Source organism: Burkholderia puraquae (assembly GCF_002099195.1).
Taxonomy (GTDB): Bacteria; Pseudomonadota; Gammaproteobacteria; order Burkholderiales; family Burkholderiaceae; genus Burkholderia; species Burkholderia puraquae.
This window is the reverse complement of the sequence record NZ_NBYX01000019.1, coordinates 108,843-135,810: the sequence shown is the minus strand read 5'-3', so window position 1 is coordinate 135,810 and position 26,968 is coordinate 108,843. Positions and strand designations below refer to the sequence as shown.

Genomic DNA, 26,968 nt, shown 5'->3' with positions numbered 1-26,968 from the left:
AAAGGCGAAAAAAACGCCGCGTCCCGTGAAGGGCGCGGCGTTTTTGTTTGTGGCCACCGGGGAACCGGGGGCCGGCCATCCGGGGGCCGGTGATCGGCGAATCAGCGGAACACGACCGTCTTCGTCCCGTTCAGCACGATCCGGTGCTCGACGTGCCACTTCACCGCACGCGCAAGCGTCACGCACTCGACGTCGCGGCCGATCGCCGTCAGCTGGTCGGGCGTCATGCTGTGGTCGACGCGCTCGACTTCCTGCTCGATGATCGGGCCTTCGTCGAGATCGGTCGTCACGTAGTGCGCGGTCGCGCCGATCAGCTTCACGCCACGATCGAACGCCTGGTAGTACGGCTTCGCCCCCTTGAAGCTCGGCAGGAACGAATGGTGGATGTTGATCGCACGGCCGGCGAGCTGCTTGCACAGGTTCGGCGACAGGATCTGCATGTAGCGCGCGAGCACGACGAGATCGGCCTGATGCTCGTCGATCACTTCCAGCACGCGCGCTTCCTGCGCGGCCTTCGCGGTATCGGACGAACCGCCGACCAGCGGGAAGTGATGGAACGGGATGTTGTAGCTCGCGGCGAGCTGGTAGAACTCCTTGTGGTTCGACACGATCGCCGGGATCTCGATCGGCAGTTGGCCGGTGCGATAGCGGAACAGCAGGTCGTTCAGGCAATGGCCGATCTTCGACACCATGATCACGACGCGCGGCTTCACGGCGGCGTCATGCAGTTCCCAGCGCATCGAGAACTGCTCGGCGAGCGGCGCGAACTCCTTGCGCAGCGTGTCGAGCGCCGTCGCGGCATCCGCGCCGCCGCCGTCCTGCTCGAAGTGCACGCGCATGAAGAATTCGCTGGTGCGGCTGTCGCCGAACTGCGCCGAATCGAGGATGTTGTTGCTGCGCTCGAACAGGAAGCCCGAGACCGCGTGGACGATGCCGTGCCGGTCGGGGCACGACAGTTTCAAGATAAAGCTGTGATCGGTCGGCATGACCGCTACTCCCTTCGTTTCCGTATTCGTCAAATTGCCCGTGCGCGCCGCCGGACTGCGTGCGCGGCACGCGTCATGCGGCCGGTGCGAACAGTGCGTCGATGCCCGTCGCGTCGGCCGCCGGGATCCAGCGGTGGCGCAGCAGCGTGTCGAGCGTCGCGAGGCTCGCGTCCATCGTCGCGCGGCCGGCGCGCAGCCAGCCGATCACCTCGGGCACGCCGGCCAGCAGGTGCTCGGCCACTTCGCCGTCCTGGTTGCGCGGCGCGAAGTCGCGCGGCAGCGGCAGGTCGTACACAAAGATCAGTTCGGACTGCGTGCCTTCCGGCAGCGAGCACAGCACCTGCACCGCGCGGCCTGCGATCGCGCGCGCGGCCAGTTCGGCCGGAATGCCGGCTTCTTCCCAGCATTCCTTCGCGAGCGTCTCGTGAACGCCCAGGCCCCAGCCGATCCCGCCCGCGACGACGTTGTCGAGCATGCCGGGATCGGTTGCCTTGGTCTCGCTGCGGCGGCCGAGCCACATCTGCGGGACGGCCGCGGCGGACGGCTCGCCCGGCGTAACTGCATATTCTACGATGCCGTTCAGATGCACCGCGTAAGTCTGCGTGCCGAAGAAGCGCGACGCGGCGCGCTCGATGTACGCGAGCGGCGCATCGTCGAAGCGGTTGCGGATCGCGTAGATCTCGTCGCGCCAGCCGGGAATCGCGCCTTCCGCCGCGAGTGCGCCGATTGCGCTCGCCAGCGCCATGCTGCGTGCGTCGACCGAGTCGTAGCGCGCCGACAGCACGACGCGCTCATCGGTCAGCTCGAACACGTCGGGCCAGCGGGCGAGCATCGCGACGTCCTGGCGGCGCACCCAGCCGACCGCCTGGCCGGCGATCTCGAAACGCAGGTGCGCGGCCGGATCGAAGCGGCGCGCGGCCGCAATGCACGGAAACGTCATCGCGATCAGTCCTTCAGCGCGACGCGGATGCCGATCGCGATGAACGTCGCGCCGGCGATCCGGTCGAGCCACACGCCGGCCTTCGGTCGCCGCTTCAGCCACGTGCCGATCATGCCCGCGCCGACGCCGAACAGCGAGAACACCACGGCCGTCTGCAGCATGAACAGCGCGCCGAGCTCGAACATCTGCAGCGTCACGCTCTGCATGCCGTGCGGATCGACGAACTGCGGCAGGAACACGACGAAGAACAGCGTGACCTTCGGGTTCATCAGGTTGCCGATCACGCTCTGCCGGAAGATCGTGCCGAGCGGCTGCGGCGGACGCGCATGCGCATTCGCGAGGCCCTGGCTGCGCAGCGCCTTGATGCCGATCCACACGAGGTACGCGGCGCCGGCGAGCTTCAGGATCTCGAACGCGACCGGCGACGAACGCAGCACGGCCGCGACGCCGAGCGCCGCGAGCGTCGTGTGGAACAGGATCCCGGCGGTGAAGCCGAGCGCGGCGACGAAACCGGCCGCGCGGCCCTGCGAGATGCCGCGTGCAAGCACCTGCAGGTTGTCGGGACCCGGCGCGAACGTGATCGCGATCGACGTGGCGAGAAACAGCATGAAGTTGGGCATCGTGACCTCGCTGCTAACGTGAACTCAGGTGAATTCAGGTGTGGATTCAGGCGGGCCGGCGTTCAGTGGCCGGCGAATTCGGTGACGGTATAAACCGGCAGTCCCGCGTTGCGCAGCAGCGCCGAGCCGCCGAGATCGGGCAGGTCGATGATCGCCGCGCCTTCGACGACCTCCGCGCCAAGCCGCTGCAGCAGGTTGCGCCCCGCCATCATCGTGCCGCCGGTCGCGATCAGGTCGTCCATGATGATCACGCGGTCGCCGGGGCGGCACGCATCTTCATGGATCTCGACCGTCGCGCTGCCGTATTCGAGGTCGTACGATTCCGAGCGCGTCTTGTACGGCAGCTTGCCGACCTTGCGGATCGGCACGAAGCCGACGCTCAGTTCGTACGCAACGATCGGCGCGATGATGAAGCCGCGCGCGTCGAGGCCCGCGACGTAATCGAGCTTCGCATCGACATAGCGCTCGACGAACAGGTCGACGAGGATGCGCAGCGCCTTCGGGCTTTGCAGCAGCGTCGTAATGTCGCGGAACTGCACGCCCGGCTGCGGCCAGTCGGGCACCGTGCGGATCTGGCTGTGGATGAAGGCGACCGGATCGAGCGGTGCGCCCGGCGACGAATGCGGCATGAAACTCTCCGAAAAAAACGGTGCACGAAGATCGGGCACCGTTTCGAATAAATACGGGTCGGGTTGTGAATCGCGACTCAGGCGGCCGCGGCCGGCGGATCGCGCCGATGGCGCGACAACCGCTCCTCCGCGAGCGCGAGCGCCTCGGGCAGCCCGCGCAGCACCACGATGTCGCTCGCGCGCAGCTTGGTCTGCGGATCGGGTTCGACGCCGCGGATGCCGTGCCGGCGGATCGCCGTGACTTCGAGCCCGAGTGCATACAGCCCGAGTTCTTCCAGCGAACGCCCGACCGCGTCCGCGCGCGCATCGACCGGCACCGATTGTAGCCGTACCTGCTCGTGGTCGTCGTCGTCCGCGTCGTCCGCGCCGTGGAAATAGCCGCGCAGCAGGCTGTAGCGTTCGTCGCGCATTTCCTCGACGCGCCGCACGACCTTGCGCATCGGCACGCCGACCAGCACCAGCGTGTGCGACGCGAGCATCAGGCTGCCCTCGACGATCTCCGGAATCACTTCGGTCGCGCCGGCCGCGAGCAGCTTCTCGAGATCGGCATCGTCGACGGTACGCACGATCGCGGGCAGCGTCGGCTCGAGTTCGTGCACGTGGTGCAGCACGCGCAGCGCGGACGGCGTGTTCGCATAGGTGATCGCCACCGCCGCTGCGCGGTGGATACCGGCCGCGAGCAGCGACTCGCGGCGCGCCGCGTCGCCGAACACGACGGATTCGCCGGCCGTCGCGGCCGCGCTCACGCGATCGGGGTCGAGGTCGAGCGCGACGTACGAAATGCCTTCCTGCTCGAGCATCCGCGCCAGGTTCTGGCCCGCGCGGCCGTAGCCGCAGATGATCACGTGACCGCGCTGCTTGAGGCTTTGCGTTGCGATCCGCGTCATCTGGAGCGACTGCTGCATCCATTCGGTCGACGACAGCCGCATCACGATCCGGTCGGCGTTCTGGATCAGGAACGGCGCGGCGAGCATCGACAGCAGCATCGACGCGAGGATCGCCTGCAGCAGCGTCGCATCGACGAGATGCCGGTCGAGAATCAGGTTCAGCAGCACGAAGCCGAATTCGCCGGCCTGCGCGAGCCCGATGCCGGTGCGCATCGCGACGCCCGGCGTCGCGCCGAACAGCCGCGCGAGCCCCGTGATCATCGTGGCCTTGAACAGCACCTGGCCGACGAAGAAGCCGAGCACGAGCAATGGATGCTCCCAGATCACGCGCGGATCGAGCAGCATCCCCGTCGTCACGAAGAACAGGCCGAGCAGCACATCGCGGAACGGCTTGATGTCCTCCTCCACCTGATGGCGGAACGGCGTCTCCGAAATGAGCATCCCCGCGATGAACGCGCCGAGCGCGAGCGACAGGCCGAAGCGGTCGGTGATGAACGCGGCGCCGAGCGTGACGAGCAGCAGGTTCAGCACGAACAGTTCCTGCGAGCGGCGCCGCGCGACGACATTGAGCCAGCGCGTCATGAAGCGCTGCCCGATGACCAGCAGCAGCGTGAGCGCGATCACGATCTTGACCGCCGCGAAGCCGAGCGTGAGCGCGAGGTCCTTCGACGATTCGGCACCGAACGCGGCGATCACGATCAGCAGCGGCACGACCGCGAGATCCTGGAACAGCAGCACGCCGAAGATGTTGCGGCCGTGCTCGGTCTCGATCTCGAGCCGCTCGGCGAGCATCTTCGACACGATCGCCGTCGACGACATCGCGAGCGCGCCGCCGAGCGCGATGCTGCCCTGCCACGTGATGTGCACCCAGTGCTCGAACAGCGCGCCGAGCACGAGCGCGAGCACGAGCGTCGCGACGACCTGCAGCAGCCCGAGCCCGAACACGAGCCGCTGCATCGCCCTCAGCTTCGCGAGCGAGAACTCGAGGCCGATCGAAAACATCAGGAACACCACGCCGAATTCCGCGAGATGCTCGGCCCGTTCGAGATCCGCCGCGATGCCGAACGCGTGCGGGCCGACCACGATGCCGACCGTCAGGTAGCCGAGCATCGGCGGCAGGTTCAACGAGCGGAATACGACGACGCCCACCACTGAGGCCAGCAGCAGCAGCAGGGTCATTTCGAGCGGGGAAATCACGGGCGAAGCGTCCTCGTTCGTCGGGGCCACGGCAATGCGGGCGCGGGTGGTGGCGGTGGTCAGGCAACTTCGGACGAGTCCGAAGGCCCGGCGCGGCGAACAAACGCCTTTGCTATACTCCGCGCATGATAGCGAAAATCAATGATGACCGGGCGCTCGCGCTCGCCCGCGACGTGCTCGACATCGAGGCGGACGCCGTGCGCGCGCTGCGCGACCAGCTCAACGGCGGCTTCGTCCAGGCTGTCGCGCTGCTGCTCGGCTGCCGCGGCCGCGTGGTGGTGTCCGGTATCGGCAAATCGGGGCATATCGCCCGCAAGATCGCGGCCACGCTGGCCAGCACCGGCACGCCGGCGTTCTTCGTCCACCCTGCCGAGGCCAGCCACGGCGACCTCGGGATGGTCACCTCCGACGACGTCTTCATCGGCATCTCCTATTCCGGCGAATCCGAAGAACTCGTCGCGATCCTGCCGCTCGTGAAGCGGATCGGCGCGAAGCTGATCGCGATCACGGGCCGCGCGGGGTCGAGCCTCGGCACGCTCGCCGACGTGAACCTGAACGCGGCGGTCTCGAAAGAGGCCTGCCCGATGAACCTCGCGCCCACCGCGAGCACGACCGCCGCGCTCGCCCTCGGCGACGCGCTCGCCGTCGCCGTGCTCGACGCGCGCGGCTTCGGTTCGGAAGATTTCGCACGCTCGCACCCGGGCGGCGCACTCGGCCGGCGCCTGCTCACCTATGTGCGCGACGTGATGCGCTCGGGCGACGACGTCCCGTCCGTCGGGCTCGACGCGACGCTGTCGGACGCCCTGTTCCAGATCACCGCGAAGCGCCTCGGCATGACCGCCGTGGTCGACGCCGACGGCAAGGTCGCCGGCATCTTCACCGATGGCGACCTGCGCCGCGTGCTCGCGCGCGACGGCGACTTCCGCGCGCTGCCGATCACCGATGTCATGACACGCAACCCGCGCACGGTTGCGCCGGATCACCTGGCGGTCGAGGCGGTGGAACTGATGGAGCGCCACCGGATCAACCAGATGCTGGTGGTCGATGCCGACGGCGTGCTGATCGGCGCGCTGAACATGCACGACCTGTTTTCGAAGAAGGTGATCTGATGAGCGCAGCGCTGACTGCGGCCGAACGCGCGAGCCGCGTGAAGCTGATGATTTTCGACGTCGACGGCGTGCTGACCGACGGCGGCCTGCTGTTTACCGCGGCCGGCGACGCCATGAAGTCATTCAATTCGCTCGACGGCCACGGCGTGAAGCTGCTCGGCGAAGCCGGCATCGCAACCGCGATCATCACGGGCCGCCGCTCGGACATCGTCGCGGCGCGCGCGAAGGAAATGAAGATCGCGCACCTGTTCCAGGGCGTCGAGAACAAGCTCGCCGTGTTCGCCGACCTGATCGCATCGCTCGGCCTCACCGCCGACCAGTGCGGCTACATGGGCGACGACTGGCCCGACCTGCCCGTGCTGCTGCGCTGCGGCTTCGCGACGGCCCCCGCGAACGCACACCCCGAGGTGATCGCCCGCGCGCACTGGGTGGCCGAGGCCCGCGGCGGCCAAGGCGCCGTGCGCGAAGCCTGCGACGCGATCCTGCGCGCGCAGCGCCGCTACGACGGGCTGCTCGCGGCCGCCTGCGGAGCCTGACGGATGAACACGCATTTCCGCTGGACCCAGTTGCTGCCGCTTGCCGCGGTCGCCGCACTCGCGGGCATCACCTGGTGGCTGCTGCAGGCCACGCTGCCGCCGCCCGGCGAAGGCACCGTGCAGCCGAAGCGCCATACGCCCGACTATTTCGCGGACAACTTCTCGGTCACCGAGCTCGACCAGTCCGGCTCGACCCAGTACCGGCTGACGGCCGCGAAGCTGATCCACTACGAAGACACCGAAAACAGCGACCTGACCGATCCGGCCATGCGCGCGTTCCAGCCCGGCAAGCCGGTCGTGACGACCACCGCGAAGCGCGGCACCGTCAACGGCGACGTGTCGATCGTCGACTTGTACGACGACGCGCGCATCCTGCGCGCGGCCGGCGGCGGCGATCCGCAGATGCAGGCCGATTCCCAGCATTTCCGGATCTTCGTCAATGACGATGTGATCCAGACCGAAAAGCCGGTTAAACTTCAGCGCGGCCTGTCGCTCGTCAATGCGACCGACGGCATGAAGTACAACAACGTCACCCGGGTCATCGAGCTTTACGGCAACGTGCGCGGCACGATCGCCGCGGCGGACACGTCCGGCGGCTCGAAAGGTCAACCCAAGTGACGCATCCCTCACGTGACTGCATGAACGAACCGTTCCCTCGACAGATTTCCGGCGGCGCTGCGCGCGCCGTCCGCGCCGCGCTTGCCGCGACGCTCGTGGTGCTCCCGCTGGTCGGGCTGGCGCCGCTCGCCCATGCCGAGAAGGCCGACCAGAACAAGCCGATCAACGTCGAGGCCGACAACCTGACCTATGACGACCTGAAGCAGGTCACGGTCGCGACCGGCAACGTCGTGATCACGAAGGGCACGATCATCATCAAGGGCGATCGCGTCGAAGTGCGCCAGGACCCGGAAGGCTATCAGTACGCGACGTCGTTCGGCAGCGGCAAGAAGCACGCAACGTTCCGCCAGAAGCGCGAAGGCCTCGACGAGTACATCGACGGCGACGCCGAGCGCATCGACTACGACGGCAAGCAGGACCTGACCACGCTGACCACCGCCGCGACCGTGCGCCGCCTGCAGGGCACGTCGACCGTCGCCGATACCGTGCACGGCAGCGTGATCACGTACGACGGCCAGCGCGACTTCTACACGGCGAAGGGCGGCAAGGACGTTGCCGCGCCGGGCAACCCGAACGGCCGCGTACGCGCAATGCTGTCGCCGAAGAACGGCGGCCCCGCGCCGCTGAACGGCGCACCGGCGAAGCTGTCGCCGTCGACCACGATCCAGGGGGCGCCGGGCCAATGAACGCACTACCGAACCGCCAGCCGGCCGGCACCACGAGTTCGCTCGTCGTCCGCAACCTGAAGAAGCGCTACGGCTCGCGCACGGTCGTCAAGGACGTGTCGCTCGACGTGAAGAGCGGCGAAGTCGTCGGCCTGCTCGGCCCGAACGGCGCCGGCAAGACCACGTCGTTCTACATGATCGTCGGCCTCGTGCCGCTCGACGCGGGCGAGATCTCGCTGAACGGCAGCTCGATCAGCCTGCTGCCGATCCACAAGCGCGCATCGCTCGGCCTGTCGTACCTGCCGCAGGAAGCATCCGTGTTCCGCAAGCTGACCGTCGAGGAGAACATCCGCGCGGTGCTCGAGCTGCAACACGGCGAAGACGGCAAGCGGCTGTCGAAGGACGCAATCTCGTCGCGCACCGAAGCGCTGCTCGACGAACTGCAGATCGGCCACCTGCGCGAAAACCCCGCGCTGTCGCTGTCGGGCGGCGAGCGGCGCCGGGTCGAAATCGCGCGCGCGCTGGCGACCAACCCGAACTTCATCCTGCTCGACGAACCGTTCGCCGGCGTCGACCCGATCGCGGTGCTCGAGATCCAGAAGATCGTCAAGTTCCTGAAGCAGCGCAACATCGGCGTGTTGATTACCGATCACAACGTCCGCGAAACGCTCGGCATCTGCGACCACGCCTACATCATCAGCGACGGCTCGGTGCTCGCCGCCGGTGCGCCGAGCGAAATCATCGAAAACGAAAGCGTGCGCCGCGTGTACCTCGGCGAACACTTCCGGATGTAACTCCCCCTCGTGGCTGGCTGCACCCCGCCCGGCGTCGCCGCGCGGGGCCGCGCCCCGCTGCGCGGCCATGCCCGCGGCCGGGCGGCGCGCCGCGCGTAATCGCGGATGGCTCAACGCGCCTGGGTCGTGGCAAACTGCCGGTATGACTCCCTCCTTGCCATGAAAGCCAGCCTTCAACTCCGCCTGTCGCAACATCTGGCGCTGACGCCCCAGCTACAGCAGTCGATCCGGCTCCTGCAGTTGTCGACGCTCGAATTGCAGCAGGAAGTCGCGATGGCCGTCGCGCAGAACCCGTTGCTCGAGAACGACGACGATTGGATCGTGAGCCCGCTGCGTGTCGCAGCGGACGGATCGTTGATCGCGCAGACGCCTCCCGCGCAGAACACCGAGCCCGCTACGACAAGCAGCAGCAGTTCGTCGAGCGATCGTGCGGAGCGCGACGAGCCGGCCGGCGCGGACGAATACGACGGTTACGCATCCGGCGACGGCAACGACGGCCCGCAGTGGAACCTCGACGAATTCGGCCGCTCGAGCGGCGCGTCCGACGACGACGACCTCCCGCCGCTGCAGGTGCAGGAAGCGGCGACATCGCTGCGCGACCACCTGTCCGCGCAGTTGCGCGTCACGCAGGCCGGCCCGCGCGATCGCGCGCTCGTGATGTTCCTGATCGAATCGCTCGACGACGACGGCTACCTGACCGCCACGCTCGACGAAGTGCTCGCCGACCTGCCGCCCGAGCTGGAGATCGACTGCGACGAACTGAATGCGGCGCTCGCGCTGCTGCACAGCTTCGACCCGGCTGGGGTCGGTGCCCGCTCGGCATCCGAATGCCTGAAGCTGCAGTTGCTCCGCCTCGATCCGTCCCCGACACGCACGCTCGCGCTCGAAATCGTGTCGCAGCATCTCGAACTGCTCGCCGCCCGCGACTTCACGCGGCTGCGCAAGCACCTGAAGGCGAGCGACGACGCGCTGCGCGACGCGCACATGCTGATCCGCTCGCTGGAGCCGTTCCCCGGCGCCGCGTACGGCAAGGCCGAGGCCGACTACGTGGTGCCCGACATCATCGTGAAGAAGGCTGGCCAGGGATGGCTCGCGGAGCTCAATCCGGAGGTCGTGCCGCGCCTGCGGATCAACAACCTCTACGCGAACATCCTGCGCAACAGCCGCGGCGATCCGTCGGCCGGTTCGCTCAAGCAACAGCTCCAGGAAGCACGCTGGCTGATCAAGAACATCCAGCAGCGATTCGACACGATCCTGCGTGTCGCGCAGGCTATTGTCGAGCGTCAGAAGAACTTCTTTGCGCACGGTGAAATTGCCATGCGCCCCTTGGTTTTGCGGGAAATAGCTGATACGCTGGGCCTACACGAGTCGACTGTCAGCCGTGTGACAACCGGGAAGTACATGCTGACCCCGTTCGGGACGCTTGAATTTAAGTACTTCTTCGGATCTCACGTCTCGACCGACACCGGAGGCGCCGCATCGTCGACTGCCATCCGAGCCCTGATCAAGCAACTGATAGGAGCTGAAGACCCAAAAGCGCCACTTTCGGACAGCCGCATTGCCGAGCTGCTGGCAGAACAGGGTTTCGTGGTCGCGCGCCGCACGGTTGCGAAATATCGCGAAGCCCTCAAGATCCCGGCAGTGAATCTGCGCAAGTCTCTTTAAGCCTGCTGCCTGCCCGGCGGCAGGCGTGTTCCGGCCACCGCGCATACGGGGAACAGGCCGGGCGACCTGTCCGCGATACGCCGCCTCGTGCGGCACGGGCAAGTCGACCGGAGCGCCGCCTCGATGCGGCCGCGTGGTCACTCGCTTGGAGAAGCACTATGAACCTGAAGATCAGTGGACATCATCTCGAAGTCACGCCTGCAATTCGCGAATACGTGATCACCAAGCTGGACCGGGTGCTACGGCATAGCGATCAGGTGATCGATGGCACTGTGATCCTCTCGGTCGACAACCACAAGGAAAAGGACAAGCAGCAGCGCGCAGAAATCAACCTGCACCTGAAGGGCAAGGACATCTTCGTCGAAAGTGCGAACGGCAACCTGTACGCGGCGATCGACTTGCTGATCGACAAGCTGGACCGCCAGGTCGTCAAGCACATGGAGCGCCTGCAAACGCATGCGCACGACCCGATCAAGCTTCAACCGTCGATCGACCAGATCGAACTGCCGCCGCAGTAACCTTCGCCGCAACACACACGTCGCCCGGTTCGCCGGGCGTTTTTTTTGCGACTCCGCGCAGTGGTGCAACCGGTCCGTCCGCGCTGCGCCACGCATGCGGCTGTGCTCTATAATGTTCCGGTTATCGCCGGGGGGCGCTGGATGCGGTAGCTGCCTTGCAGGTTGCCGATGCCGAACGCCTTGATATCGCCGAACATGGATAATCAGTCTGCCGCCGCAAGGAGACCCCAGGCCGCCCAATCGCCTGCCAACATGAATCGCCTAGCCAAAATCCTGCCCATAGAGAACGTCGTCATCGACCTCTCAGTCACCAGCAAGAAACGCGTGTTCGAACAAGCCGGGCTGATGTTCGAGAATCAGAACGGCATCGCCCGCAGCACCGTCACGGACAACCTGTTCGCGCGCGAGCGCCTCGGCTCGACCGGGCTCGGCGAAGGCGTCGCGATTCCGCACGGGCGCATCAAGGGCCTCAAGCACCCGCTCGCCGCGTTCGTCCGGCTCGCCGACGCGATCCCGTTCGAAGCCCCCGACGGCCAGCCGGTCGGCCTCCTGATTTTCCTGCTCGTGCCCGAGCAAGCCACCCAGCAGCACCTCGAGATCCTGTCGGAAATCGCGCAACTGCTGTCCGATCGCGACGCGCGCGAGCGTCTGCACAACGAAACGGATATCGCCGAGTTGCATCGCCTGCTCACTCAGTGGCAACCTTGAGTTGATCCGGGCGGAATATTTTCCCGTACGCGGCGGCATGCGCCGCCGTTCAGGGCCGCCCGGCGCCGGCCCGGCATGGCGACGTCCGTCGCCGCGCGCACGCACCGGCCCATTGGAGTGACGAAAGTCATGGATACGTCCAGCATTAACGCCCAGAGCATCTTCGACGACAACGCGGCCACGCTGAAACTGAGCTGGCTGACGGGGCATGAAGGCTGGGAGCGCGGCTTTTCGGCCGACACCGTCGGCAATGCAACCTCGAGCGCCGACCTCGTCGGCCACCTGAACCTGATCCACCCGAACCGGATCCAGGTGCTCGGCGAAGCCGAAATCGACTACTACCAGCGGCAGACCGACGAAGACCGCTCGCGCCACATGGCCGAGCTGATCGCGCTCGAACCGCCGTTCCTCGTCGTCGCCGGCGGCGCCGCGGCGCCGCCCGAACTCGTGCTGCGCTGCACGCGCTCGTCGACCCCGCTGTTCACGACGCCGATGTCGGCCGCCGCGGTGATCGACAGCCTGCGGCTCTATATGTCGCGGATCCTCGCGCCGCGCGCGACGCTGCACGGCGTGTTCATCGACATCCTCGGGATGGGCGTGCTGCTGACCGGCGATTCGGGCCTCGGCAAGAGCGAGCTCGGCCTCGAGCTGATCAGCCGCGGCCACGGCCTCGTCGCCGACGACGCGGTCGATTTCGTCCGACTTGGCCCCGATTTCGTCGAAGGGCGCTGCCCGCCGCTGCTGCAGAACCTGCTTGAAGTGCGCGGCCTCGGCCTGCTCGACATCAAGACGATCTTCGGCGAAACCGCCGTGCGGCGGAAAATGAAGCTGAAGCTGATCGTCCAGCTCGTACGGCGCCCCGACGGCGAATTCCAGCGCCTGCCGCTCGAAAGCCAGACCGTCGACGTGCTCGGCTTGCCGATCAGCAAGGTCACGATCCAGGTCGCGGCCGGCCGCAACCTCGCGGTGCTCGTCGAGGCGGCCGTCCGGAACACGATCCTGCAGTTGCGCGGAATCGACACGTTGCGCGATTTCATGGATCGGCAACGACTCGCGATGCAAGATCCCGACAGTCAGTTCCCCGGCAAACTGGTGTAACCCGCACGCGCCGGCCACGCAACGCCGACGCGTCGAGCCGGTGCTATGATGAAACGTCAGGATTCTCTGCTTCCCATGCGCATCGTCCTCATCACCGGCATCTCCGGCTCAGGCAAGTCCGTCGCGCTGAACGCGCTCGAAGACGCAGGCTATTACTGCGTCGACAACCTGCCGCCGCACGTGCTCCCCGAACTCGCCCACTACCTCGCCGGGGAGGGCCAGCACCGGCTCGCGGTCGCGATCGACGCGCGCTCGAGCGCGTCGCTCGACGAACTGCCCGGCCTGATCCGCGAGCTGTCGCGCGATCACGACGTTCGCGTGCTGTTCCTCAATGCGAGCACCCAGGCACTGATCCAGCGCTTCTCCGAAACGCGCCGCCGCCATCCGCTGTCCGGCTCGCTGTCGCACGATGCGGACATCGGCCTGCTGTCGTCGCTCGAGGAAGCGATCGAGCGCGAACGCCACCTCGTCGCACCGCTCGCCGAATTCGGCCACCAGATCGACACGAGCACGCTGCGCGCGAACGCGCTGCGCACATGGGTCAAGCGCTTCATCGAGCAGAAGAACAACGACCTGATGGTGATGTTCGAATCGTTCGGCTTCAAGCGCGGCGTGCCGCTCGACGCCGACCTGATGTTCGACGTACGCGCGCTGCCGAATCCGTACTACGACCACGAGTTGCGCCCGCTCACCGGGCTCGACCAGCCGGTCATCGCCTTTCTCGACGCACTGCCGATCGTCCACCAGATGATCGACGACATCCATGCGTTCCTGATGAAATGGCTGCCGCACTTCCGCGATGACAACCGCAGCTACCTGACCGTCGCCATCGGCTGCACGGGCGGGCAGCATCGCTCGGTGTTCATCGCGGAAACGCTCGCCGCGCGCCTTGCGCACGAGGCGAACGTGATCGTGCGGCATCGTGACGCGCCAGTGGATGTCGACGCGTCGTCGCGGCTCGTCTCCGAGGTCGACCGACCCTAGCGAAGCACGCCCCAACGCCCGCGCGCCATGTCCTCCCTATCGACCACCCTGATCGACCTGCCGCTGTTTCCGCTGCACACGGTGCTGTTTCCGGGAGGCCTGCTCCCGCTCAAGGTGTTCGAGGCGCGCTATCTCGACATGGCCCGCGCGTGCCTGCGCGACGACGCGCCGTTCGGCGTGTGCCTGCTGAAGAGCGGGCCCGAAGTCGCGCAGGACGGCGCGGTGTCGGTGCCCGAGACCATCGGCTGCATGGCGCGCATCACCGAATGCGATACCGGTGAATTCGGCATGCTGTACCTGCAGGCAGTCGGCACGCAGCGTTTCGAGCTGCTGTCGTATCGCGTCGAAGGCAACGGGCTGCTGGTCGGCATCGCGGAGCCGCTGCCCGACGACATCCCGCTCGAAGGCGAGCAGACGCTCGCGCAGTTCGGCTCGTGCGCCGAAGTGCTCGAGCGCATCATCGCCGCGCTGAAGAAGTCCGAACCGGGCAAGCTGCCGTTCGGCGAACCGTTCCGCCTCGACGATCCGAGCTGGGTGTCGAACCGCCTCGCGGAACTGCTGCCGCTCGACCTGCGCGCGCGGCAGAAGCTGATGGAGTTTCCGGACGTCGGCGCGCGCATCGACGCCGTGCACCACGTGCTCGACCGGCACGGCTGGTTATAAAGGGCCCCAGACCTGTCGCTTCGCGCCAGCCCCCGAGGGGCTCAGGAAAACTTGGGACGGCCCGGCGATTTCTTGAGCGCGCCCCCCCTACCCCTTCGTTACAGCAGCGGCCCGCTCAGCGCATCGAGCAGCTTGCGCACGGGTGCCGGCACGCCGTACGCATCGAGCCGGCTCAGCGGCACCCAGGCGGTGTCTGCGTCCCGCACGCCCGAAGGCAGGCCGCCACCGCCGGCCATGTCGCTCAGCCGCGGCTCGATCTCGAGCCGGAAATGCGTAAACGTGTGCGTGAGCGGCGCGAGCCGCACCGTGCCGCCGCCGCCGAAGCCGCGCGCGAGTTCCGCAAGCGCCGCATCGCCGTCCGCTTGCGGCAGGCTCCACAGCCCGCCCCAGATGCCGGTTGGCGGCCGCCGCTCGAGCAGCACGGCGTCGCCGTCGCGCAGCACGAGCATCCAGGTCCTGCGCGTCGGCACGGCCTTCTTCGGCCGCGCGGCCGGCAGTTCGCGCTGGCGGCCCGTCGACTGCGCGACGCAGTCGCCCGCAAACGGGCAGCGTGCGCAATCGGGCTTGCCGCGCACGCACAGCGTCGCACCGAGATCCATCAGCCCCTGCGTATAGGCGCTCACGTCGGCCGCGTTCGCGGCGTCGGGCAATAGCGATTCCGCAAGCGCCCACATGTCGTTCTCGACGCGCTTCTCGCCCGGAAAGCCTTCCACGCCGAACACCCGGGCAAGCACGCGCTTCACATTGCCGTCGAGGATCGTCGCGCGCGCGCCGTACGCGAAGGACGCGATCGCCGCGGCCGTCGAACGGCCGATGCCCGGCAGTTCGGCCAGCGCGTCGGGCGTCGCCGGAAACGCGCCGCCATGCTCGGCGACGACGACCTGCGCGCAGCGGTGCAGGTTGCGCGCGCGCGAGTAGTAACCGAGCCCCGCCCACAGTGCCATCACGTCGTCGGTCGGCGCGGCCGCGAGCGCGGCGACGTCGGGGTAGCGTTCGAGAAAGCGCGTGTAATACGGGATGACGGTCGATACCTGCGTCTGCTGCAGCATGATTTCCGACAGCCAGATCCGGTACGGATCGCGGGTGTTCTGCCACGGCAGGTCGTGGCGGCCATGCTCGCGCTGCCACGCGACCAGGCGCGTGGCGAACGTGCGGTGCAGCGGCGTGACGGGGAACGGAGCGGGGGCGATGCGGGGCGGCTTCAAGTTATCTAATCGTGGAAAATGGTTTCAACGCTGGCAGGTCGGGCAGAAATAGGTAGACCGCTGGCCCTGTACGATCTGGCGGATCGGCGTGCCGCATACGCGGCATGGCTGGCCCGCACGATCGTAGACGAAGCAGTCGAGCTGGAAATAGCCGCTTTCGCCATTGCTGCCGACAAAATCGCGCAATGTGCTGCCGCCGCGCTCGATCGCGTCGGCGAGCGTCGCGCGCACCGCGTCGGCCAACCGCTCGTAGCGCGGCAGCGAGACCTTGCCGGCGGCCGTCGTCGGCCGGATGCCGGCGCGAAACAGGCTCTCCGACGCATAGATGTTGCCGACGCCGACGACCATGTCGCCCGCAAGCAGCGCCTGCTTGACCGACACCGTGCGGCCGCGCGTGCGTGCGTGCAGCAGCGCACCGGTGAACGCCGGCGAGAACGGCTCGACGCCGAGGCTCGCGAGGAGCGGATGCGCGTGCACGTCGCCCGCCTCGCGCGGGTGCCACAGCACGGCGCCGAAGCGGCGCGGATCGCGAAAGCGCAGCACGAACTCGTCGAAGATCCAGTCGATGTGGTCATGCTTCGCGGCAACCGGCACGCCAGCCGCGGGCAGCACGCGCAGCGTGCCCGTCATGCCGAGGTGGACGATGAACCAGCCCGCATCGACCTCGAACAGCAGGTACTTGCCGCGACGCTCGACGGCGAGCACCTCGCGCGCGCGCAACTGCTCGGCAAGCCCCGCCGGCACGGGCCAGCGCAACATCGCGGTACGGACGTCGACACGCTCGACGCGGCGGCCCGCGACAAAGGGCTCGATGCCCCGGCGCGTGACTTCGACTTCTGGCAACTCTGGCATGCTTTGCGGGTCTCAGACTGGATTCACGATCGTGCGTGTATTGTAGCGAGCGCGTTACAATCGGTTGAAACATCGAACGGATTTCCATGACCCTGCCCTCGAAGCTGCTTCAGAAGCGCCCCGCCGCCGTGCGCGGCGTGCGCGCCTTCCCGGTCCGCCGTGCACTCGGCGTCGCGCTGTTTGCCGCCTGGACCCTCACCGCCCTCCCGGCGCACGCGCAGGATCCGGCATCGGACGACGCGGAGCCGCAGGGTACGTTCGAGCATGTGATGCCGGACGAGCAGAAGAATCTTCCCGGCGTGCCGCTGACGAGCCAGATCGTCTACCAGGTGCTCGCCGCCGAGGTCGCGCTCCAGCGTAATCAGCCCGCGCCGGCCTACCAGACCTATCTCGCGCTCGCCCGCGATACGCGCGATCCGCGCATGGCGCAGCGTGCGACCGAGATCGCGCTTGGCGCGCAGAGCCCGGCCGACGCGCTGTCCGCCGCGAACCTGTGGCGCCAGTACGCCCCGGATTCAAACCGCGCGTCGCAGGTCGACGCCGCGCTGCTGGTGCTCGCCGGCAAGCCGGCCGACGCGCAGCCGATGCTCGCACGCGAACTGGCCCGGGCGACCGGCGAGACGCGCGGCCCGGCAATCCTCGCGCTGCAGGCGCTACTCGTGCGCGGCTCCGACCGCGTCGGCGGCCTCGCGGTGCTGAAGGACATGCTGAAGAACGACCTGAACCGGCCCGAAGCCCAGCTCGCGATCGCGCGCCAGCAGCTTGCGGTCGACGACAAGGACGGCGCCGCGCAATCGCTGAAGCAGGCGCTGCAGATCCGCCCCGATTACCTGCCGGCGGCCCTGATGCTGTCGCAGATGGGGCCGGCGGAACGCGCGGCGGGCATCGCGTCGTTCGAGAAATATGTTCAGCAGAATCCGAAGTCGCGCGATGCGCGGCTCGCGCTGTCGCAGCTCTATCTCGCCGACGATCGCCTCGGCGACGCGCAAAAGCAGTTCGAGACGATGCGCAAGCTCGACTCGAAGGATCCGACGCCGCTGATGGCGCTCGCGCTGATCAAGATCCAGCAGAAGAAGCTCGACGAAGCGACCGGCTACCTGAAGCAGTACGTACAGCTCGGCGACAAGCAGCCGAACCTCGACGTCGGCCAGGGCTACATCTACCTCGCGCAGATCGCGATCGACCAGAACAACGACGCGCAGGCGTCGCAATGGCTCGACAAGGTCGACCAGACGAGCCAGCACTACCTCCCCGCACAGATCACGCGCGCACAACTGCTGCAGAAACAGGGCAAGACCGACGAGGCGCGCAAGGTGCTCGACGACCTGCCGATCACGGATCCGCGCGATGCGGCCGTGGTCGCACGCACCGACGCGTCGATCCTGTTCACCGCGAAGCGCTATCCGGAAGCCGAGGCACGGCTCGGGCAGGCGGTCCAGGACTTCCCCGACGATCCCGACCTGCGCTACGACTACGCGATGGCGGCCGAAAAAACCGGCCACTACACGACGATGGAAAAGCAGCTGCGCGAGCTGATCCGCACGCAGCCCGACAATCCGCAGGCGTACAACGCGCTCGGTTATTCGCTTGCCGACCGCAACCAGCGGCTGCCTGAAGCCAGCAAGCTGATCGACAAGGCCATGACGCTCGCGCCGAACGACGCCTACATCATGGACAGCCTCGGCTGGGTGAAATACCGGATGGGCGATACGGCCGGCGCGACAAAGGTGCTGCGGCGCGCGTACGAACTGCAGCCGAACGCCGAAATCGGCGCGCATCTCGGCGAAGTGCTGTGGAAGAGCGGCGCGCAGGATGACGCGCGTTCCGCGTGGCGTGCCGCGCAGAAGCTCGAGCCGGACAACGACACGCTCGTGCAGACGCTGAAACGCCTCCAGATCAACGGTCTCTGATACAGATGTTCCCGACGTTTTCCCTGTCCTCCCGTGCGCAGCGCACGCTGGCCGCAGCCGGCGCGGCGCTTGCGCTCGCCGGCTGCGCGAGCACGCCGCCGTCGGCAAGCGCGCCGGCCGGCGCGGTGCTGCAGACCGCCGCAACGCACGCTTACCATGGCCGCTTCGCGGTGCAGTACGACGACCGTCTCGGCAAGCAGCAGAATGTGTACGGCAACTTCGACTGGCAGGAGCACGGCGACGACGTGTCGCTTGAATTGCGCAGCCCGCTCGGCCAGACGCTCGCGGTCGTGAAATCGACGCCGCAGGCGGCGTCGCTCGAATTGCCGAATCGTCCGGCGCAATATGCACCGGATGTCGGCGACCTGATGCAGAAAACGCTCGGCTTCGAACTGCCGCTCGCCGGCCTGCGCTACTGGCTGCTGCCGACAGCCGCGCCCGCGACGCCCGCGGAGACGGTGCGCGATCCGGCCGACGGCACGCGCGTCAAGCAGATCCGCCAGGACGGCTGGACGATCGACTACCTTGCCTACGCGGATGCCCCGGCCACGGGCGTCAAACGCGTCAACCTCGTGCGCGCGACACCGCCGCTCGACATCAAGCTCGTGCTCGATCAGTGAGCACCCGCCTAGCCCAGACATACGCATGACCGATTCGACCCGCTCGCTGCGCAACTGCCTTGCGCCCGCGAAACTCAACCTGTTCCTGCACATCACCGGCCGCCGTCCGAACGGCTATCACGATCTGCAGAGCGTGTTCCAGCTGCTGAACTGGGGCGACACGCTGCACTTCACGCTGCGCGACGACGGTCGCGTCGCGCGCGTCACCGACATTCCCGGCGTGCCCGAGGAAAGCGACCTCGTCGTGCGCGCGGCCAACCTGCTGAAAACGCATACGGGCACCGCACACGGTGTCGACATCGAGATCGACAAGTGCCTGCCGATGGGGGCCGGCCTCGGCGGCGGCAGTTCCGACGCAGCGACGACGCTGCTCGCGCTGAATCGCCTGTGGCAACTCGACCTGCCGCGCGCCGAGCTCCAGTCGCTCGCAGTGAAACTCGGCGCAGACGTGCCGTTTTTTATTTTTGGGAAAAATGCGTTCGCAGAGGGTATCGGAGAAGAATTAGCTGAGGTACAATTGCCGACTCGCTGGTTCTTGGTTGTAACGCCCCGCGTTCATGTCCCAACCGCTGAAATATTTTCAGATGAGTTGTTGACAAGAGATTCGAAGCGCGTCACAATTACGGACTTTCTTGCACAGCAAAGCAGCGATGCGGGATGGCCAGATAGTTTCGGTCGGAACGATATGCAGCAAGTTGTGACAAGTAAGTACGCGGAAGTTGCGCAGGTGGTCAAATGGTTGTATGATGTGACCCCCGCGAGGATGACCGGCTCCGGAGCAAGCGTGTTTGCAGCGTTTCGCAGCAAGCACGAGGCAGAAGCGGCGCAAGCCAAGCTGCCCACCAGTTGGAACGGTGCAGTTGCCGAGAGCCTGAACGAGCATCCGCTCTTCGCTTTCGCGTCATGAAGTTTTACTTTGCCGGATGGCCTACACGAGTCCGGTGAAGTTATCAGTTAAGTGTAGGGGAGTCGCCAAGTTGGTCAAGGCACCGGATTTTGATTCCGGCATGCGAGGGTTCGAGTCCTTCCTCCCCTGCCAAAAATTTTCCCGCATTTCCCGCCTAAGCCCGAAGCAGGTGCACGATGAGCAGCCATGACGGCCTGATGGTTTTTACTGGCAACGCGAATCCCGCGCTCGCCCAGGAAGTCGTCAATATCCTTGGAATTCCCCTCGGCAAAGCAATGGTCAGCCGTTTCTCCGACGGCGAGATCCAGGTCGAGATCCAGGAAAACGTGCGTGGCAAGGACGTCTTCGTCCTGCAATCCACGTGCGCACCGGCGAACGACAACCTGATGGAACTGATGATCATGGTCGATGCGCTCAAGCGCGCATCCGCCGGCCGGATCACTGCAGCCATCCCCTACTTCGGTTATGCCCGTCAGGATCGCCGCCCGCGTTCGGCGCGCGTCGCGATCTCGGCGAAGGTCGTCGCGAACATGCTGGAAATCGCCGGCGTCGAGCGGATCATCACGATGGATCTGCACGCCGACCAGATTCAGGGCTTCTTCGACATCCCGGTCGACAACATCTACGCAACGCCGATCCTGCTGGGTGACCTGCGCAAGCAGAACTACCCGGATCTGCTCGTCGTGTCGCCGGACGTCGGCGGCGTGGTGCGTGCCCGGGCACTCGCGAAGCAGCTCAACTGCGATCTCGCGATCATCGACAAGCGTCGCCCGAAGGCGAACGTCTCCGAAGTGATGAACATCATCGGTGAAGTCGAAGGCCGCACCTGCGTGATCATGGATGACATGGTCGATACGGCAGGCACGCTCTGCAAGGCCGCGCAAGTGCTGAAGGAGCGCGGCGCGAAGCAGGTATTCGCCTACGCGACGCACCCGGTGCTGTCGGGTGGCGCAGGTGATCGCATCGCTGCGTCGGCGCTCGACGAGCTGGTTGTCACCGACACGATCCCGCTGTCCGCCGAATCGCTGGGCTGCTCGAAGATCCGCGCGCTGACGAGTGCGAGCCTGCTGGCCGAGACGTTCTCGCGGATCCGCCGCGGTGATTCGGTGATGTCGCTGTTCGCGGAATCCTGATCGCGAATCGACTGAACAAAGCATGCGCAGAAAGCGAAGCGGCAACGCTTCGCTTTTTGCACAATCGGACGGGATAGACGAAACCCCGTCCGTTTCATCGGGGGCCGCCGTTTGACGGCCCCGTTTTACTGCCTGGTCGCGGGCAGCCATTGGAGAATCACATGAAAGTCGTCGCTTTCGAGCGCCAAGAGCAAGGTACGGGTGCGAGCCGCCGCCTGCGCAACGCTGGTAAGACCACGGGTATCGTTTACGGTGGCGAAGCAGCCCCGCAAAAGATCGAACTCGATCACAACGCCCTGTGGCACGCCCTGAAGAAGGAAGCTTTCCACTCGTCGATCCTCGACCTCGAAGTGGCTGGCCAGTCGCAACAGGTTCTGCTGCGCGACGTGCAATACCACCCGTTCAAGCAACTGGTGCTGCACGTGGACTTCCAGCGCGTTGACGCGAAGAAGAAGCTGCACACGAAGGCACCGCTGCACTTCCTGAACGCTGAAATCAGCCCGGCCGTGAAGCTGTCGAGCGCGATCGTTTCGCACGTCGCGACGGAAATCGAAATCGAGTGCCTGCCGGCCGACCTGCCGGAGTTCCTCGAAGTCGACCTGTCGAAGATCGAAGCCGGTCAATCGCTGCACGCGAAGGACATCACGCTGCCGAAGGGTGTCGCGCTGGTCGCACACATCGACGCGGAAAACCCGGTTGTCGCATCGGCGACGGTCCCGGCTGGTGCCGTGTCGGACGCAGCAGAAGGCGAAACGCCGGCTGCCTAAGCGGCTGCCTACGCGCCCCATCGATCCGTTTCACGAAACGGTCGACGCAACCCGCCGCGGCTTGCCCGGCGGGTTTTTCTTTTTCTGCGCCCAGGCGGCCGTTGCCGCCTTCGAAACGTCATGATCAAACTGATCGTCGGCCTCGGCAATCCCGGGGCGGAATACACCGCAACGCGCCACAACGCCGGCTTCTGGCTGGTCGACCAGCTCGCCCGCGAAGCAGGCACGACGCTGCGCGACGAACGCCGCTTCCACGGCTTCTACGCGAAAGCGCGCCTGCACGGCGAGGAAGTCCACCTGCTCGAGCCGCAGACCTACATGAACCGCTCCGGCCAGTCGGTCGTCGCGCTCGCGCAATTCTTCAAGATCCTGCCCGACCAGATCCTCGTCGCGCACGACGAGCTCGACCTGCCGCCCGGCACGGTGAAGCTGAAGCTCGGCGGCGGCAGCGGCGGCCATAACGGCCTGAAGGACATCTCCGCGCACCTGTCGTCGCAGCAATACTGGCGGCTGCGGATCGGCATCGGCCATCCGCGCGACCTGATTCCGGAAAGCGCGCGCGCCGGCGCGAAGCCCGACGTCGCGAACTTCGTGCTGAAGCCACCGCGCCGCGAGGAACAGGACGTGATCGACGCGTCGATCGAACGCGCGCTCGCCGTGATGCCGATGGTCGTCAAGGGCGAGCTCGACCGCGCGACGATGCAGCTGCATCGCAACTGACCGCATCGCACCGCGGCGGTGCATCGAGCCGTCCGGTGTCGCCGGGCGGCGCTGCCCGCCCCACCGTACGCACACATGCGGTAATCTGGTCGCTTTGCCCGACAGGAGCCAGCGGTGAGCCGTTACTGGAGCGACGTCGTTCAGCAACTCGTGCCTTACGTGCCGGGCGAGCAGCCCGCGCTCGCACACCCCGTCAAGCTGAACACCAACGAGAATCCCTATCCGCCGTCGCCGCGCGTCGTCGCGGCGATCGCGCGCGAACTCGGCGAGACCGGCGACACGCTGCGCCGCTATCCCGACCCGGTTGCACGCGCGCTGCGCGAGACGGTCGCGGCGCATCACCGCATCCAGCCCGAGCAGGTGTTCGTCGGCAACGGCTCCGACGAGGTGCTTGCGCATGCGTTCCAGGCGCTGCTCAAGCACGACCGGCCGCTGCGCTTCCCCGACATCACGTACAGCTTCTATCCGACCTATGCACGCCTGTACGGCGTCGAGACGACGATCGTGCCGCTCGCGGACGACTTCTCGATCCGCGTCGACGACTATCTCGACGATGCCGGCGGCGTGCTGTTTCCGAACCCGAATGCGCCGACCGGGCGCGCGCTGCCGCTCGCGGACATCGAACGGATCGCGGCCGCGAATCCGTCATCGGTCGTCGTGATCGACGAGGCGTATGTCGATTTCGGCGCGCAGTCCGCGATTACGCTGATCGACCGCTACCCGAACCTGCTCGTCGTGCATACGACATCGAAGGCGCGCTCGCTTGCGGGCATGCGCGTCGGTTTCGCATTCGGCGACGCAGCGCTGATCGACGCGCTGAACCGCGTGAAGGACAGTTTCAACTCGTACCCGCTCGACCGGCTCGCGCAAGCCGCCGCGCAGGCCGCGTACGAAGATACCGATTATTTCAACGCCACCTGCCGGCGCGTGATCGACAGTCGGACGCGGCTCACGCACGCGCTCGACGCGCTCGGCTTCGACATCGTGCCGTCGGCCGCGAATTTCGTATTCGCGCGCCATCCCGCGCACGACGCGGGTGAAATCGCAGCGAAACTGAAGGAACGGGAGATTTTCGTGCGGCACTTCCGGCTGCCGCGGATCGACCAGCACCTGCGCATCACGGTCGGCACCGATGCCGAATGCGATGCGCTCGTCGCGGCATTGCGCGAGCTGCTGGCCTGATACGGAAGAACCGGCGCCGGACGGCGCCGATCTGAAAGCGGAACGCGTGCTCGCCAATCAACCGGCGCGCGTCACCGCCGGATCACGACGCGTCGTCGCCTTTCACGGCGATCAACGCGTGATACTTCTCCATCAATTGCGCGTGCGATTCGTCATGCTGCGGATCGCGCGGAATGCATTCGACCGGACATACCTGCTGGCACTGCGGTTCGTCGAAATGGCCGACGCACTCGGTGCACTTGTTCGGGTCGATCACGTAGATGTCCGGGCCCATCGAAATCGCGCCGTTCGGGCACTCGGGCTCGCACACGTCGCAATTGATGCACTCGTCGGTAATCATCAAAGCCATACTGATCTCACTTCTTCAGGCCAGCGGCCGGCTTCGCAACGAAACCGGCCGGCGCCGCGTCACGCGGCAGGGCCTCCCATCGCAGTGACTTTCTCGGTCAGCCACTTCTCGACGGACGGGAACACGAACTTGCTGACATCGCCGCCCAACTGCGCGATTTCGCGCACGATCGTGCCCGAGATGAACTGGTACTGATCGGACGGCGTCATGAACATCGTCTCGACGTCGGGCAGCAGGTAGCGGTTCATCCCCGCCATCTGGAACTCATATTCGAAATCGGACACGGCGCGCAGGCCGCGCACGATCACGCGCGCATTGTTGGTGCGGACGAAATCCTTCAGGAGACCGGTGAAACTCATCACCTTCACGTTCGGATAATGGCCGAGCACCTCGTTCGCAATCGTCAGACGTTCTTCCAGCGAGAAGAACGGCTTTTTCGCGCGGCTGTCGGCAACCCCGACCACCAGCGTATCAAAAATGCTCGACGCACGCCGCACGAGGTCTTCGTGCCCGCGCGTCAGCGGATCGAACGTACCGGGATACACGGCGACTACCATGTCGCTCCTCCTGTCATCACGCAAACGGGATGGCAGCCGTGCGATGCGCACGCCGCTGCCGAGATGGGCATGCGTCGCCTTTGCGGCGCGCCGCCTCGTATGGAACGCGCATTATTCATCATTTTCGCGCCGCAGCAAATGATAGTGAACCGCACCGGCCTTGCCGTGCTTCACGACCTGCCAGCCGGCGAGCGCGTCGTGCTCGGCCGGATCGAGTTCCGCCCCCGTCTCGACATACAGCGCACCGCCCGCCGCGACGAGCGGCGCCGCCAGCGCGACCGCGCGCTCGAGCGCGGCCGAATCGCCGAACGGCGGATCGAGAAACACGACGTCGAACGCGCCCGGCGTGAGCCCGGCCGCGAGCCGCAACGCGTCCGCCTCCGCGACCTCGACGGCGCGCGCGCCGAGCTTGTCCTTGATCGCACGCAGCTGCTGCGCGGCGCGCGGATGGCGCTCGACCATCACGACGCTCGCCGCGCCGCGCGACGCAGCCTCGAAACCGAGCGCGCCGGTGCCCGCGAACAGGTCGAGGCAGCGCCAGCCTTCGAGATCCTGGCCGAGCCAGTTGAACAGCGTCTCGCGCACGCGATCGGGCGTCGGCCGCAGGCCGTCGAGATCGAGCACCGCGAGCGGCGTGCGTTTCCAGTCACCGCCGATGATGCGGATCGTGTGCGGCTTGCCGCGGCCAGAAGGGGCCGCCGGGCGGCCGGGAGAGGAACGGGACATACGGAATATCGACAACGGAGGGACCGGGTGCACGCGGGGGCGCACCGCTAAACAGGCGCACGTTACCACAGCGGCGGCGCACACTGACGCGAGCGCCACGCCGCACTGATAAAATGCACGGTTTCGGCCGCCGTGCGCCGCGCCCGCGCGAACGCAGAACGGCCCATTCGGTGCCCCGCCGCTGGCGGCGGCCCGCCCTCTTCCCGACGTCAGACCATGTTCAGCTTCTTCAAACGATTCAAGAAAACGCAGGAGCCCGATCCGGCGGAATCGCAATCGGCCGACGCGCCGCAAACGGACGAATCGTCCGATGCGCCCGCGGTCGAGGCCCCGCCTGCGGCCGACGTGCCGCAAGCGCCTGCGCAACCGGCCGCGCCGGCCGTCGTGATGACGGTCACGCCGACCAACGACGGCCGCGACGAAGTCGTCGAGACGGTCGAAATCGTCCCGCCGCCGCAGCAGGACGCGTCCGCGAAGAAATCGTGGCTTGCGCGCCTGAAAACGGGGCTAGCCAAGACGGGCTCGAGCATCACCGGCGTCTTCGTCAACACGAAGATCGACGAGGATCTGTACGAGGAGCTCGAAACCGCGCTGCTGATGTCCGACGCCGGCGTCGACGCGACCGAGTACCTGCTCGGCGCGCTGCGCGAAAAGGTGCGCACGGGCCGCCTGACCGACCCGCAGCAGGTGAAGGCCGCGCTGCACGACCTGCTCGTCGAGCTGCTGACGCCGCTCGAGAAATCGCTGACGCTCGGCCGCGCGCAGCCGCTCGTGATGATGATCACCGGCGTGAACGGTGCGGGCAAGACGACCAGCATCGGCAAGCTCGCGAAGCACCTGCAGAGCTTCGACCAGTCGGTGCTGCTGGCCGCGGGCGACACGTTCCGCGCAGCTGCGCGCGAACAGCTGGCGGTCTGGGGCGAGCGCAACAACGTGACGGTCGTGCAGCAGGAAAGCGGCGATCCGGCCGCGGTGATCTTCGACGCGGTCAGCGCCGCGCGCGCGCGCAAGATCGACGTGATGATGGCCGACACGGCCGGCCGCCTGCCGACGCAACTCCATTTGATGGAAGAGCTGAAGAAGGTGAAGCGCGTGATCTCGAAGGCGCACGACAGCGCGCCGCACGAAGTGCTGCTGGTGATCGACGCGAACACCGGCCAGAACGCGCTCACGCAGGTCAAGGCATTCGACGACGCGCTCGGCCTCACGGGCCTCATCGTCACGAAGCTAGACGGCACCGCGAAGGGCGGGATTCTCGCGGCGATCGCGCGGCAGCGCCCGGTGCCGGTCTACTTCATCGGCGTCGGCGAGAAGGTCGAGGATCTGCAGCCGTTCAACGCGGTCGAATTCGCGGACGCACTGCTCGGCTGAACACCGCCGGCACGCATCGCTCAGGGCGCCTTCGGGCGCCCTTTTTCATGCG

Annotated in this window: 29 protein-coding genes and 1 tRNA gene; 20 read left to right on the top strand and 10 right to left on the bottom strand. The window is 66.6% G+C overall.

Annotated features, from left to right (window positions below; all coding sequences use genetic code 11):
- Positions 1-101: 101 nt before the first annotated feature.
- The 5 genes from purU to B7G54_RS29180 form a co-directional block, all read right to left on the bottom strand.
- Entirely contained in the window at positions 102-986 is an 885-nt protein-coding gene (gene purU, locus B7G54_RS29200; RefSeq protein ID WP_085042184.1) for a formyltetrahydrofolate deformylase, read from the bottom strand.
- Positions 987-1,059: 73 nt separating this feature from the next.
- A complete protein-coding gene (locus tag B7G54_RS29195) occupies positions 1,060-1,926 on the bottom strand; it encodes an NUDIX hydrolase (RefSeq protein ID WP_085042183.1) in 867 nt (288 codons plus the stop codon).
- A gap of 5 nt (positions 1,927-1,931) precedes the next feature.
- The gene (locus B7G54_RS29190; protein ID WP_085042182.1) at positions 1,932-2,546 is read right to left on the bottom strand and encodes a LysE family translocator; all 615 of its coding nucleotides are present in this window, start codon (positions 2,544-2,546) and stop codon (positions 1,932-1,934) included.
- A 62-nt stretch (positions 2,547-2,608) separates the two neighbouring features.
- Positions 2,609-3,175: an adenine phosphoribosyltransferase gene (locus B7G54_RS29185; RefSeq protein WP_085042181.1), complete on the bottom strand. Its 567-nt coding sequence runs from the start codon at positions 3,173-3,175 to the stop codon at positions 2,609-2,611.
- 77 nt (positions 3,176-3,252) lie between these two features.
- Positions 3,253-5,259 carry a monovalent cation:proton antiporter family protein gene (locus B7G54_RS29180; RefSeq protein WP_085042202.1) on the bottom strand — a complete coding sequence of 669 codons (2,007 nt, stop codon included), beginning with the start codon at positions 5,257-5,259 and terminating at the stop codon, positions 3,253-3,255.
- 125 nt (positions 5,260-5,384) lie between these two features.
- Between B7G54_RS29180 and kdsD the strand changes: the two genes are divergently transcribed.
- The 11 genes from kdsD to B7G54_RS29125 all read left to right on the top strand — a co-directional run bounded on the left by kdsD (position 5,385) and on the right by B7G54_RS29125 (position 14,617).
- Positions 5,385-6,368 (top strand): arabinose 5-phosphate isomerase KdsD, encoded by a 984-nt coding sequence (kdsD, locus tag B7G54_RS29175; RefSeq protein ID WP_085042180.1) that lies wholly within the window; start codon positions 5,385-5,387, stop codon positions 6,366-6,368.
- Positions 6,368-6,904, top strand: a complete 537-nt coding sequence (locus tag B7G54_RS29170; RefSeq protein WP_085042179.1) for a KdsC family phosphatase — start codon at positions 6,368-6,370, stop codon at positions 6,902-6,904. Before kdsD ends, B7G54_RS29170 begins: the two co-directional genes overlap by 1 nt.
- Before the next feature lie 3 nt (positions 6,905-6,907).
- Complete coding sequence (lptC, locus tag B7G54_RS29165) at positions 6,908-7,522, top strand: LPS export ABC transporter periplasmic protein LptC (protein WP_085042178.1); 615 nt, start codon at positions 6,908-6,910, stop codon at positions 7,520-7,522.
- Positions 7,523-7,542: 20 nt separating this feature from the next.
- Positions 7,543-8,208: a lipopolysaccharide transport periplasmic protein LptA gene (gene lptA, locus B7G54_RS29160; protein WP_085042177.1), complete on the top strand. Its 666-nt coding sequence runs from the start codon at positions 7,543-7,545 to the stop codon at positions 8,206-8,208.
- Positions 8,205-8,981: an LPS export ABC transporter ATP-binding protein gene (lptB, locus tag B7G54_RS29155; RefSeq protein ID WP_034189275.1), complete on the top strand. Its 777-nt coding sequence runs from the start codon at positions 8,205-8,207 to the stop codon at positions 8,979-8,981. The genes lptA and lptB overlap by 4 nt, the downstream gene beginning before the upstream one ends.
- Before the next feature lie 159 nt (positions 8,982-9,140).
- Entirely contained in the window at positions 9,141-10,646 is a 1,506-nt protein-coding gene (locus B7G54_RS29150) for an RNA polymerase factor sigma-54 (protein WP_085042176.1), read from the top strand.
- A gap of 158 nt (positions 10,647-10,804) precedes the next feature.
- Entirely contained in the window at positions 10,805-11,164 is a 360-nt protein-coding gene (gene hpf, locus B7G54_RS29145; protein ID WP_006477786.1) for a ribosome hibernation-promoting factor, HPF/YfiA family, read from the top strand.
- Positions 11,165-11,332: 168 nt separating this feature from the next.
- Entirely contained in the window at positions 11,333-11,872 is a 540-nt protein-coding gene (locus B7G54_RS29140; RefSeq protein WP_011353226.1) for a PTS sugar transporter subunit IIA, read from the top strand.
- 129 nt (positions 11,873-12,001) lie between these two features.
- Positions 12,002-12,970 carry an HPr(Ser) kinase/phosphatase gene (gene hprK, locus B7G54_RS29135; protein ID WP_011353227.1) on the top strand — a complete coding sequence of 323 codons (969 nt, stop codon included), beginning with the start codon at positions 12,002-12,004 and terminating at the stop codon, positions 12,968-12,970.
- A 75-nt stretch (positions 12,971-13,045) separates the two neighbouring features.
- A complete protein-coding gene (rapZ, locus tag B7G54_RS29130; RefSeq protein ID WP_085042175.1) occupies positions 13,046-13,954 on the top strand; it encodes an RNase adapter RapZ in 909 nt (302 codons plus the stop codon).
- Positions 13,955-13,981: 27 nt separating this feature from the next.
- Positions 13,982-14,617 carry an LON peptidase substrate-binding domain-containing protein gene (locus B7G54_RS29125; RefSeq protein WP_085042174.1) on the top strand — a complete coding sequence of 212 codons (636 nt, stop codon included), beginning with the start codon at positions 13,982-13,984 and terminating at the stop codon, positions 14,615-14,617.
- 98 nt (positions 14,618-14,715) lie between these two features.
- On the opposite strand, the gene mutY is transcribed toward B7G54_RS29125, so the two are convergent.
- A complete protein-coding gene (gene mutY, locus B7G54_RS29120; RefSeq protein WP_085042173.1) occupies positions 14,716-15,822 on the bottom strand; it encodes an A/G-specific adenine glycosylase in 1,107 nt (368 codons plus the stop codon).
- 24 nt (positions 15,823-15,846) lie between these two features.
- Positions 15,847-16,674 carry a bifunctional DNA-formamidopyrimidine glycosylase/DNA-(apurinic or apyrimidinic site) lyase gene (mutM, locus tag B7G54_RS29115; RefSeq protein ID WP_048246970.1) on the bottom strand — a complete coding sequence of 276 codons (828 nt, stop codon included), beginning with the start codon at positions 16,672-16,674 and terminating at the stop codon, positions 15,847-15,849.
- A gap of 86 nt (positions 16,675-16,760) precedes the next feature.
- On the opposite strand from mutM, the gene B7G54_RS29110 reads away from it, so the two are divergent.
- The 8 genes from B7G54_RS29110 (at position 16,761) to hisC (ending at position 23,913) form a co-directional block, all read left to right on the top strand.
- Entirely contained in the window at positions 16,761-18,584 is a 1,824-nt protein-coding gene (locus tag B7G54_RS29110; RefSeq protein ID WP_085042172.1) for a tetratricopeptide repeat protein, read from the top strand.
- A complete protein-coding gene (gene lolB / locus B7G54_RS29105; RefSeq protein WP_085042201.1) occupies positions 18,584-19,204 on the top strand; it encodes a lipoprotein insertase outer membrane protein LolB in 621 nt (206 codons plus the stop codon). The genes B7G54_RS29110 and lolB overlap by 1 nt, the downstream gene beginning before the upstream one ends.
- A 25-nt stretch (positions 19,205-19,229) precedes the next feature.
- Positions 19,230-20,111: a 4-(cytidine 5'-diphospho)-2-C-methyl-D-erythritol kinase gene (gene ispE, locus B7G54_RS29100; RefSeq protein WP_085042171.1), complete on the top strand. Its 882-nt coding sequence runs from the start codon at positions 19,230-19,232 to the stop codon at positions 20,109-20,111.
- 55 nt (positions 20,112-20,166) lie between these two features.
- A tRNA-Gln gene (locus B7G54_RS29095) sits at positions 20,167-20,243 on the top strand.
- Positions 20,244-20,287: 44 nt separating this feature from the next.
- On the top strand, positions 20,288-21,244 hold the full coding sequence (locus B7G54_RS29090) for a ribose-phosphate pyrophosphokinase (RefSeq protein WP_085042170.1): 957 nt from the start codon (positions 20,288-20,290) through the stop codon (positions 21,242-21,244).
- Positions 21,245-21,405: 161 nt separating this feature from the next.
- Entirely contained in the window at positions 21,406-22,011 is a 606-nt protein-coding gene (locus B7G54_RS29085) for a 50S ribosomal protein L25/general stress protein Ctc (protein WP_085042200.1), read from the top strand.
- A 120-nt stretch (positions 22,012-22,131) separates the two neighbouring features.
- Complete coding sequence (gene pth / locus B7G54_RS29080; RefSeq protein WP_085042169.1) at positions 22,132-22,731, top strand: aminoacyl-tRNA hydrolase; 600 nt, start codon at positions 22,132-22,134, stop codon at positions 22,729-22,731.
- A 114-nt stretch (positions 22,732-22,845) separates the two neighbouring features.
- The gene (gene hisC / locus B7G54_RS29075) at positions 22,846-23,913 is read left to right on the top strand and encodes a histidinol-phosphate transaminase (protein WP_085042168.1); all 1,068 of its coding nucleotides are present in this window, start codon (positions 22,846-22,848) and stop codon (positions 23,911-23,913) included.
- Between the two features lie 82 nt (positions 23,914-23,995).
- Here the strand turns inward: hisC and B7G54_RS29070 are convergent, their stop codons facing one another.
- From B7G54_RS29070 to rsmD, 3 genes are all read right to left on the bottom strand, one after another.
- Positions 23,996-24,262, bottom strand: coding sequence for a YfhL family 4Fe-4S dicluster ferredoxin (locus B7G54_RS29070; protein ID WP_006477774.1), 267 nt, complete (start codon positions 24,260-24,262; stop codon positions 23,996-23,998).
- Positions 24,263-24,321: 59 nt separating this feature from the next.
- A complete protein-coding gene (coaD, locus tag B7G54_RS29065; protein ID WP_021163047.1) occupies positions 24,322-24,819 on the bottom strand; it encodes a pantetheine-phosphate adenylyltransferase in 498 nt (165 codons plus the stop codon).
- 111 nt (positions 24,820-24,930) lie between these two features.
- Complete coding sequence (rsmD, locus tag B7G54_RS29060; protein ID WP_085042167.1) at positions 24,931-25,545, bottom strand: 16S rRNA (guanine(966)-N(2))-methyltransferase RsmD; 615 nt, start codon at positions 25,543-25,545, stop codon at positions 24,931-24,933.
- A gap of 216 nt (positions 25,546-25,761) precedes the next feature.
- On the opposite strand from rsmD, the gene ftsY reads away from it, so the two are divergent.
- Entirely contained in the window at positions 25,762-26,916 is a 1,155-nt protein-coding gene (gene ftsY, locus B7G54_RS29055) for a signal recognition particle-docking protein FtsY (RefSeq protein WP_085042166.1), read from the top strand.
- The last annotated feature ends 52 nt before the right edge of the window (positions 26,917-26,968 follow it).

Bases quoted from the DNA above. Each gene is read 5' to 3' on its own strand.
- purU (WP_085042184.1), bottom strand. From the start codon at position 986: ATGCCGACCGATCACAGCTTTATCTTGAAACTGTCGTGCCCCGACCGG.
- B7G54_RS29195 (WP_085042183.1), bottom strand. From the start codon at position 1,926: ATGACGTTTCCGTGCATTGCGGCCGCGCGCCGCTTCGATCCGGCCGCG.
- B7G54_RS29190 (WP_085042182.1), bottom strand. From the start codon at position 2,546: ATGCCCAACTTCATGCTGTTTCTCGCCACGTCGATCGCGATCACGTTC.
- B7G54_RS29185 (WP_085042181.1), bottom strand. From the start codon at position 3,175: ATGCCGCATTCGTCGCCGGGCGCACCGCTCGATCCGGTCGCCTTCATC.
- kdsD (WP_085042180.1), top strand. From the start codon at position 5,385: ATGATAGCGAAAATCAATGATGACCGGGCGCTCGCGCTCGCCCGCGAC.
- B7G54_RS29170 (WP_085042179.1), top strand. From the start codon at position 6,368: ATGAGCGCAGCGCTGACTGCGGCCGAACGCGCGAGCCGCGTGAAGCTG.
- lptC (WP_085042178.1), top strand. From the start codon at position 6,908: ATGAACACGCATTTCCGCTGGACCCAGTTGCTGCCGCTTGCCGCGGTC.
- lptA (WP_085042177.1), top strand. From the start codon at position 7,543: ATGAACGAACCGTTCCCTCGACAGATTTCCGGCGGCGCTGCGCGCGCC.
- lptB (WP_034189275.1), top strand. From the start codon at position 8,205: ATGAACGCACTACCGAACCGCCAGCCGGCCGGCACCACGAGTTCGCTC.
- B7G54_RS29150 (WP_085042176.1), top strand. From the start codon at position 9,141: ATGAAAGCCAGCCTTCAACTCCGCCTGTCGCAACATCTGGCGCTGACG.
- hpf (WP_006477786.1), top strand. From the start codon at position 10,805: ATGAACCTGAAGATCAGTGGACATCATCTCGAAGTCACGCCTGCAATT.
- B7G54_RS29140 (WP_011353226.1), top strand. From the start codon at position 11,333: ATGCCGAACGCCTTGATATCGCCGAACATGGATAATCAGTCTGCCGCC.
- hprK (WP_011353227.1), top strand. From the start codon at position 12,002: ATGGATACGTCCAGCATTAACGCCCAGAGCATCTTCGACGACAACGCG.
- rapZ (WP_085042175.1), top strand. From the start codon at position 13,046: ATGCGCATCGTCCTCATCACCGGCATCTCCGGCTCAGGCAAGTCCGTC.
- B7G54_RS29125 (WP_085042174.1), top strand. From the start codon at position 13,982: ATGTCCTCCCTATCGACCACCCTGATCGACCTGCCGCTGTTTCCGCTG.
- mutM (WP_048246970.1), bottom strand. From the start codon at position 16,674: ATGCCAGAGTTGCCAGAAGTCGAAGTCACGCGCCGGGGCATCGAGCCC.
- B7G54_RS29110 (WP_085042172.1), top strand. From the start codon at position 16,761: ATGACCCTGCCCTCGAAGCTGCTTCAGAAGCGCCCCGCCGCCGTGCGC.
- ispE (WP_085042171.1), top strand. From the start codon at position 19,230: ATGACCGATTCGACCCGCTCGCTGCGCAACTGCCTTGCGCCCGCGAAA.
- B7G54_RS29090 (WP_085042170.1), top strand. From the start codon at position 20,288: ATGAGCAGCCATGACGGCCTGATGGTTTTTACTGGCAACGCGAATCCC.
- B7G54_RS29085 (WP_085042200.1), top strand. From the start codon at position 21,406: ATGAAAGTCGTCGCTTTCGAGCGCCAAGAGCAAGGTACGGGTGCGAGC.
- pth (WP_085042169.1), top strand. From the start codon at position 22,132: ATGATCAAACTGATCGTCGGCCTCGGCAATCCCGGGGCGGAATACACC.
- B7G54_RS29070 (WP_006477774.1), bottom strand. From the start codon at position 24,262: ATGGCTTTGATGATTACCGACGAGTGCATCAATTGCGACGTGTGCGAG.
- coaD (WP_021163047.1), bottom strand. From the start codon at position 24,819: ATGGTAGTCGCCGTGTATCCCGGTACGTTCGATCCGCTGACGCGCGGG.
- rsmD (WP_085042167.1), bottom strand. From the start codon at position 25,545: ATGTCCCGTTCCTCTCCCGGCCGCCCGGCGGCCCCTTCTGGCCGCGGC.
- ftsY (WP_085042166.1), top strand. From the start codon at position 25,762: ATGTTCAGCTTCTTCAAACGATTCAAGAAAACGCAGGAGCCCGATCCG.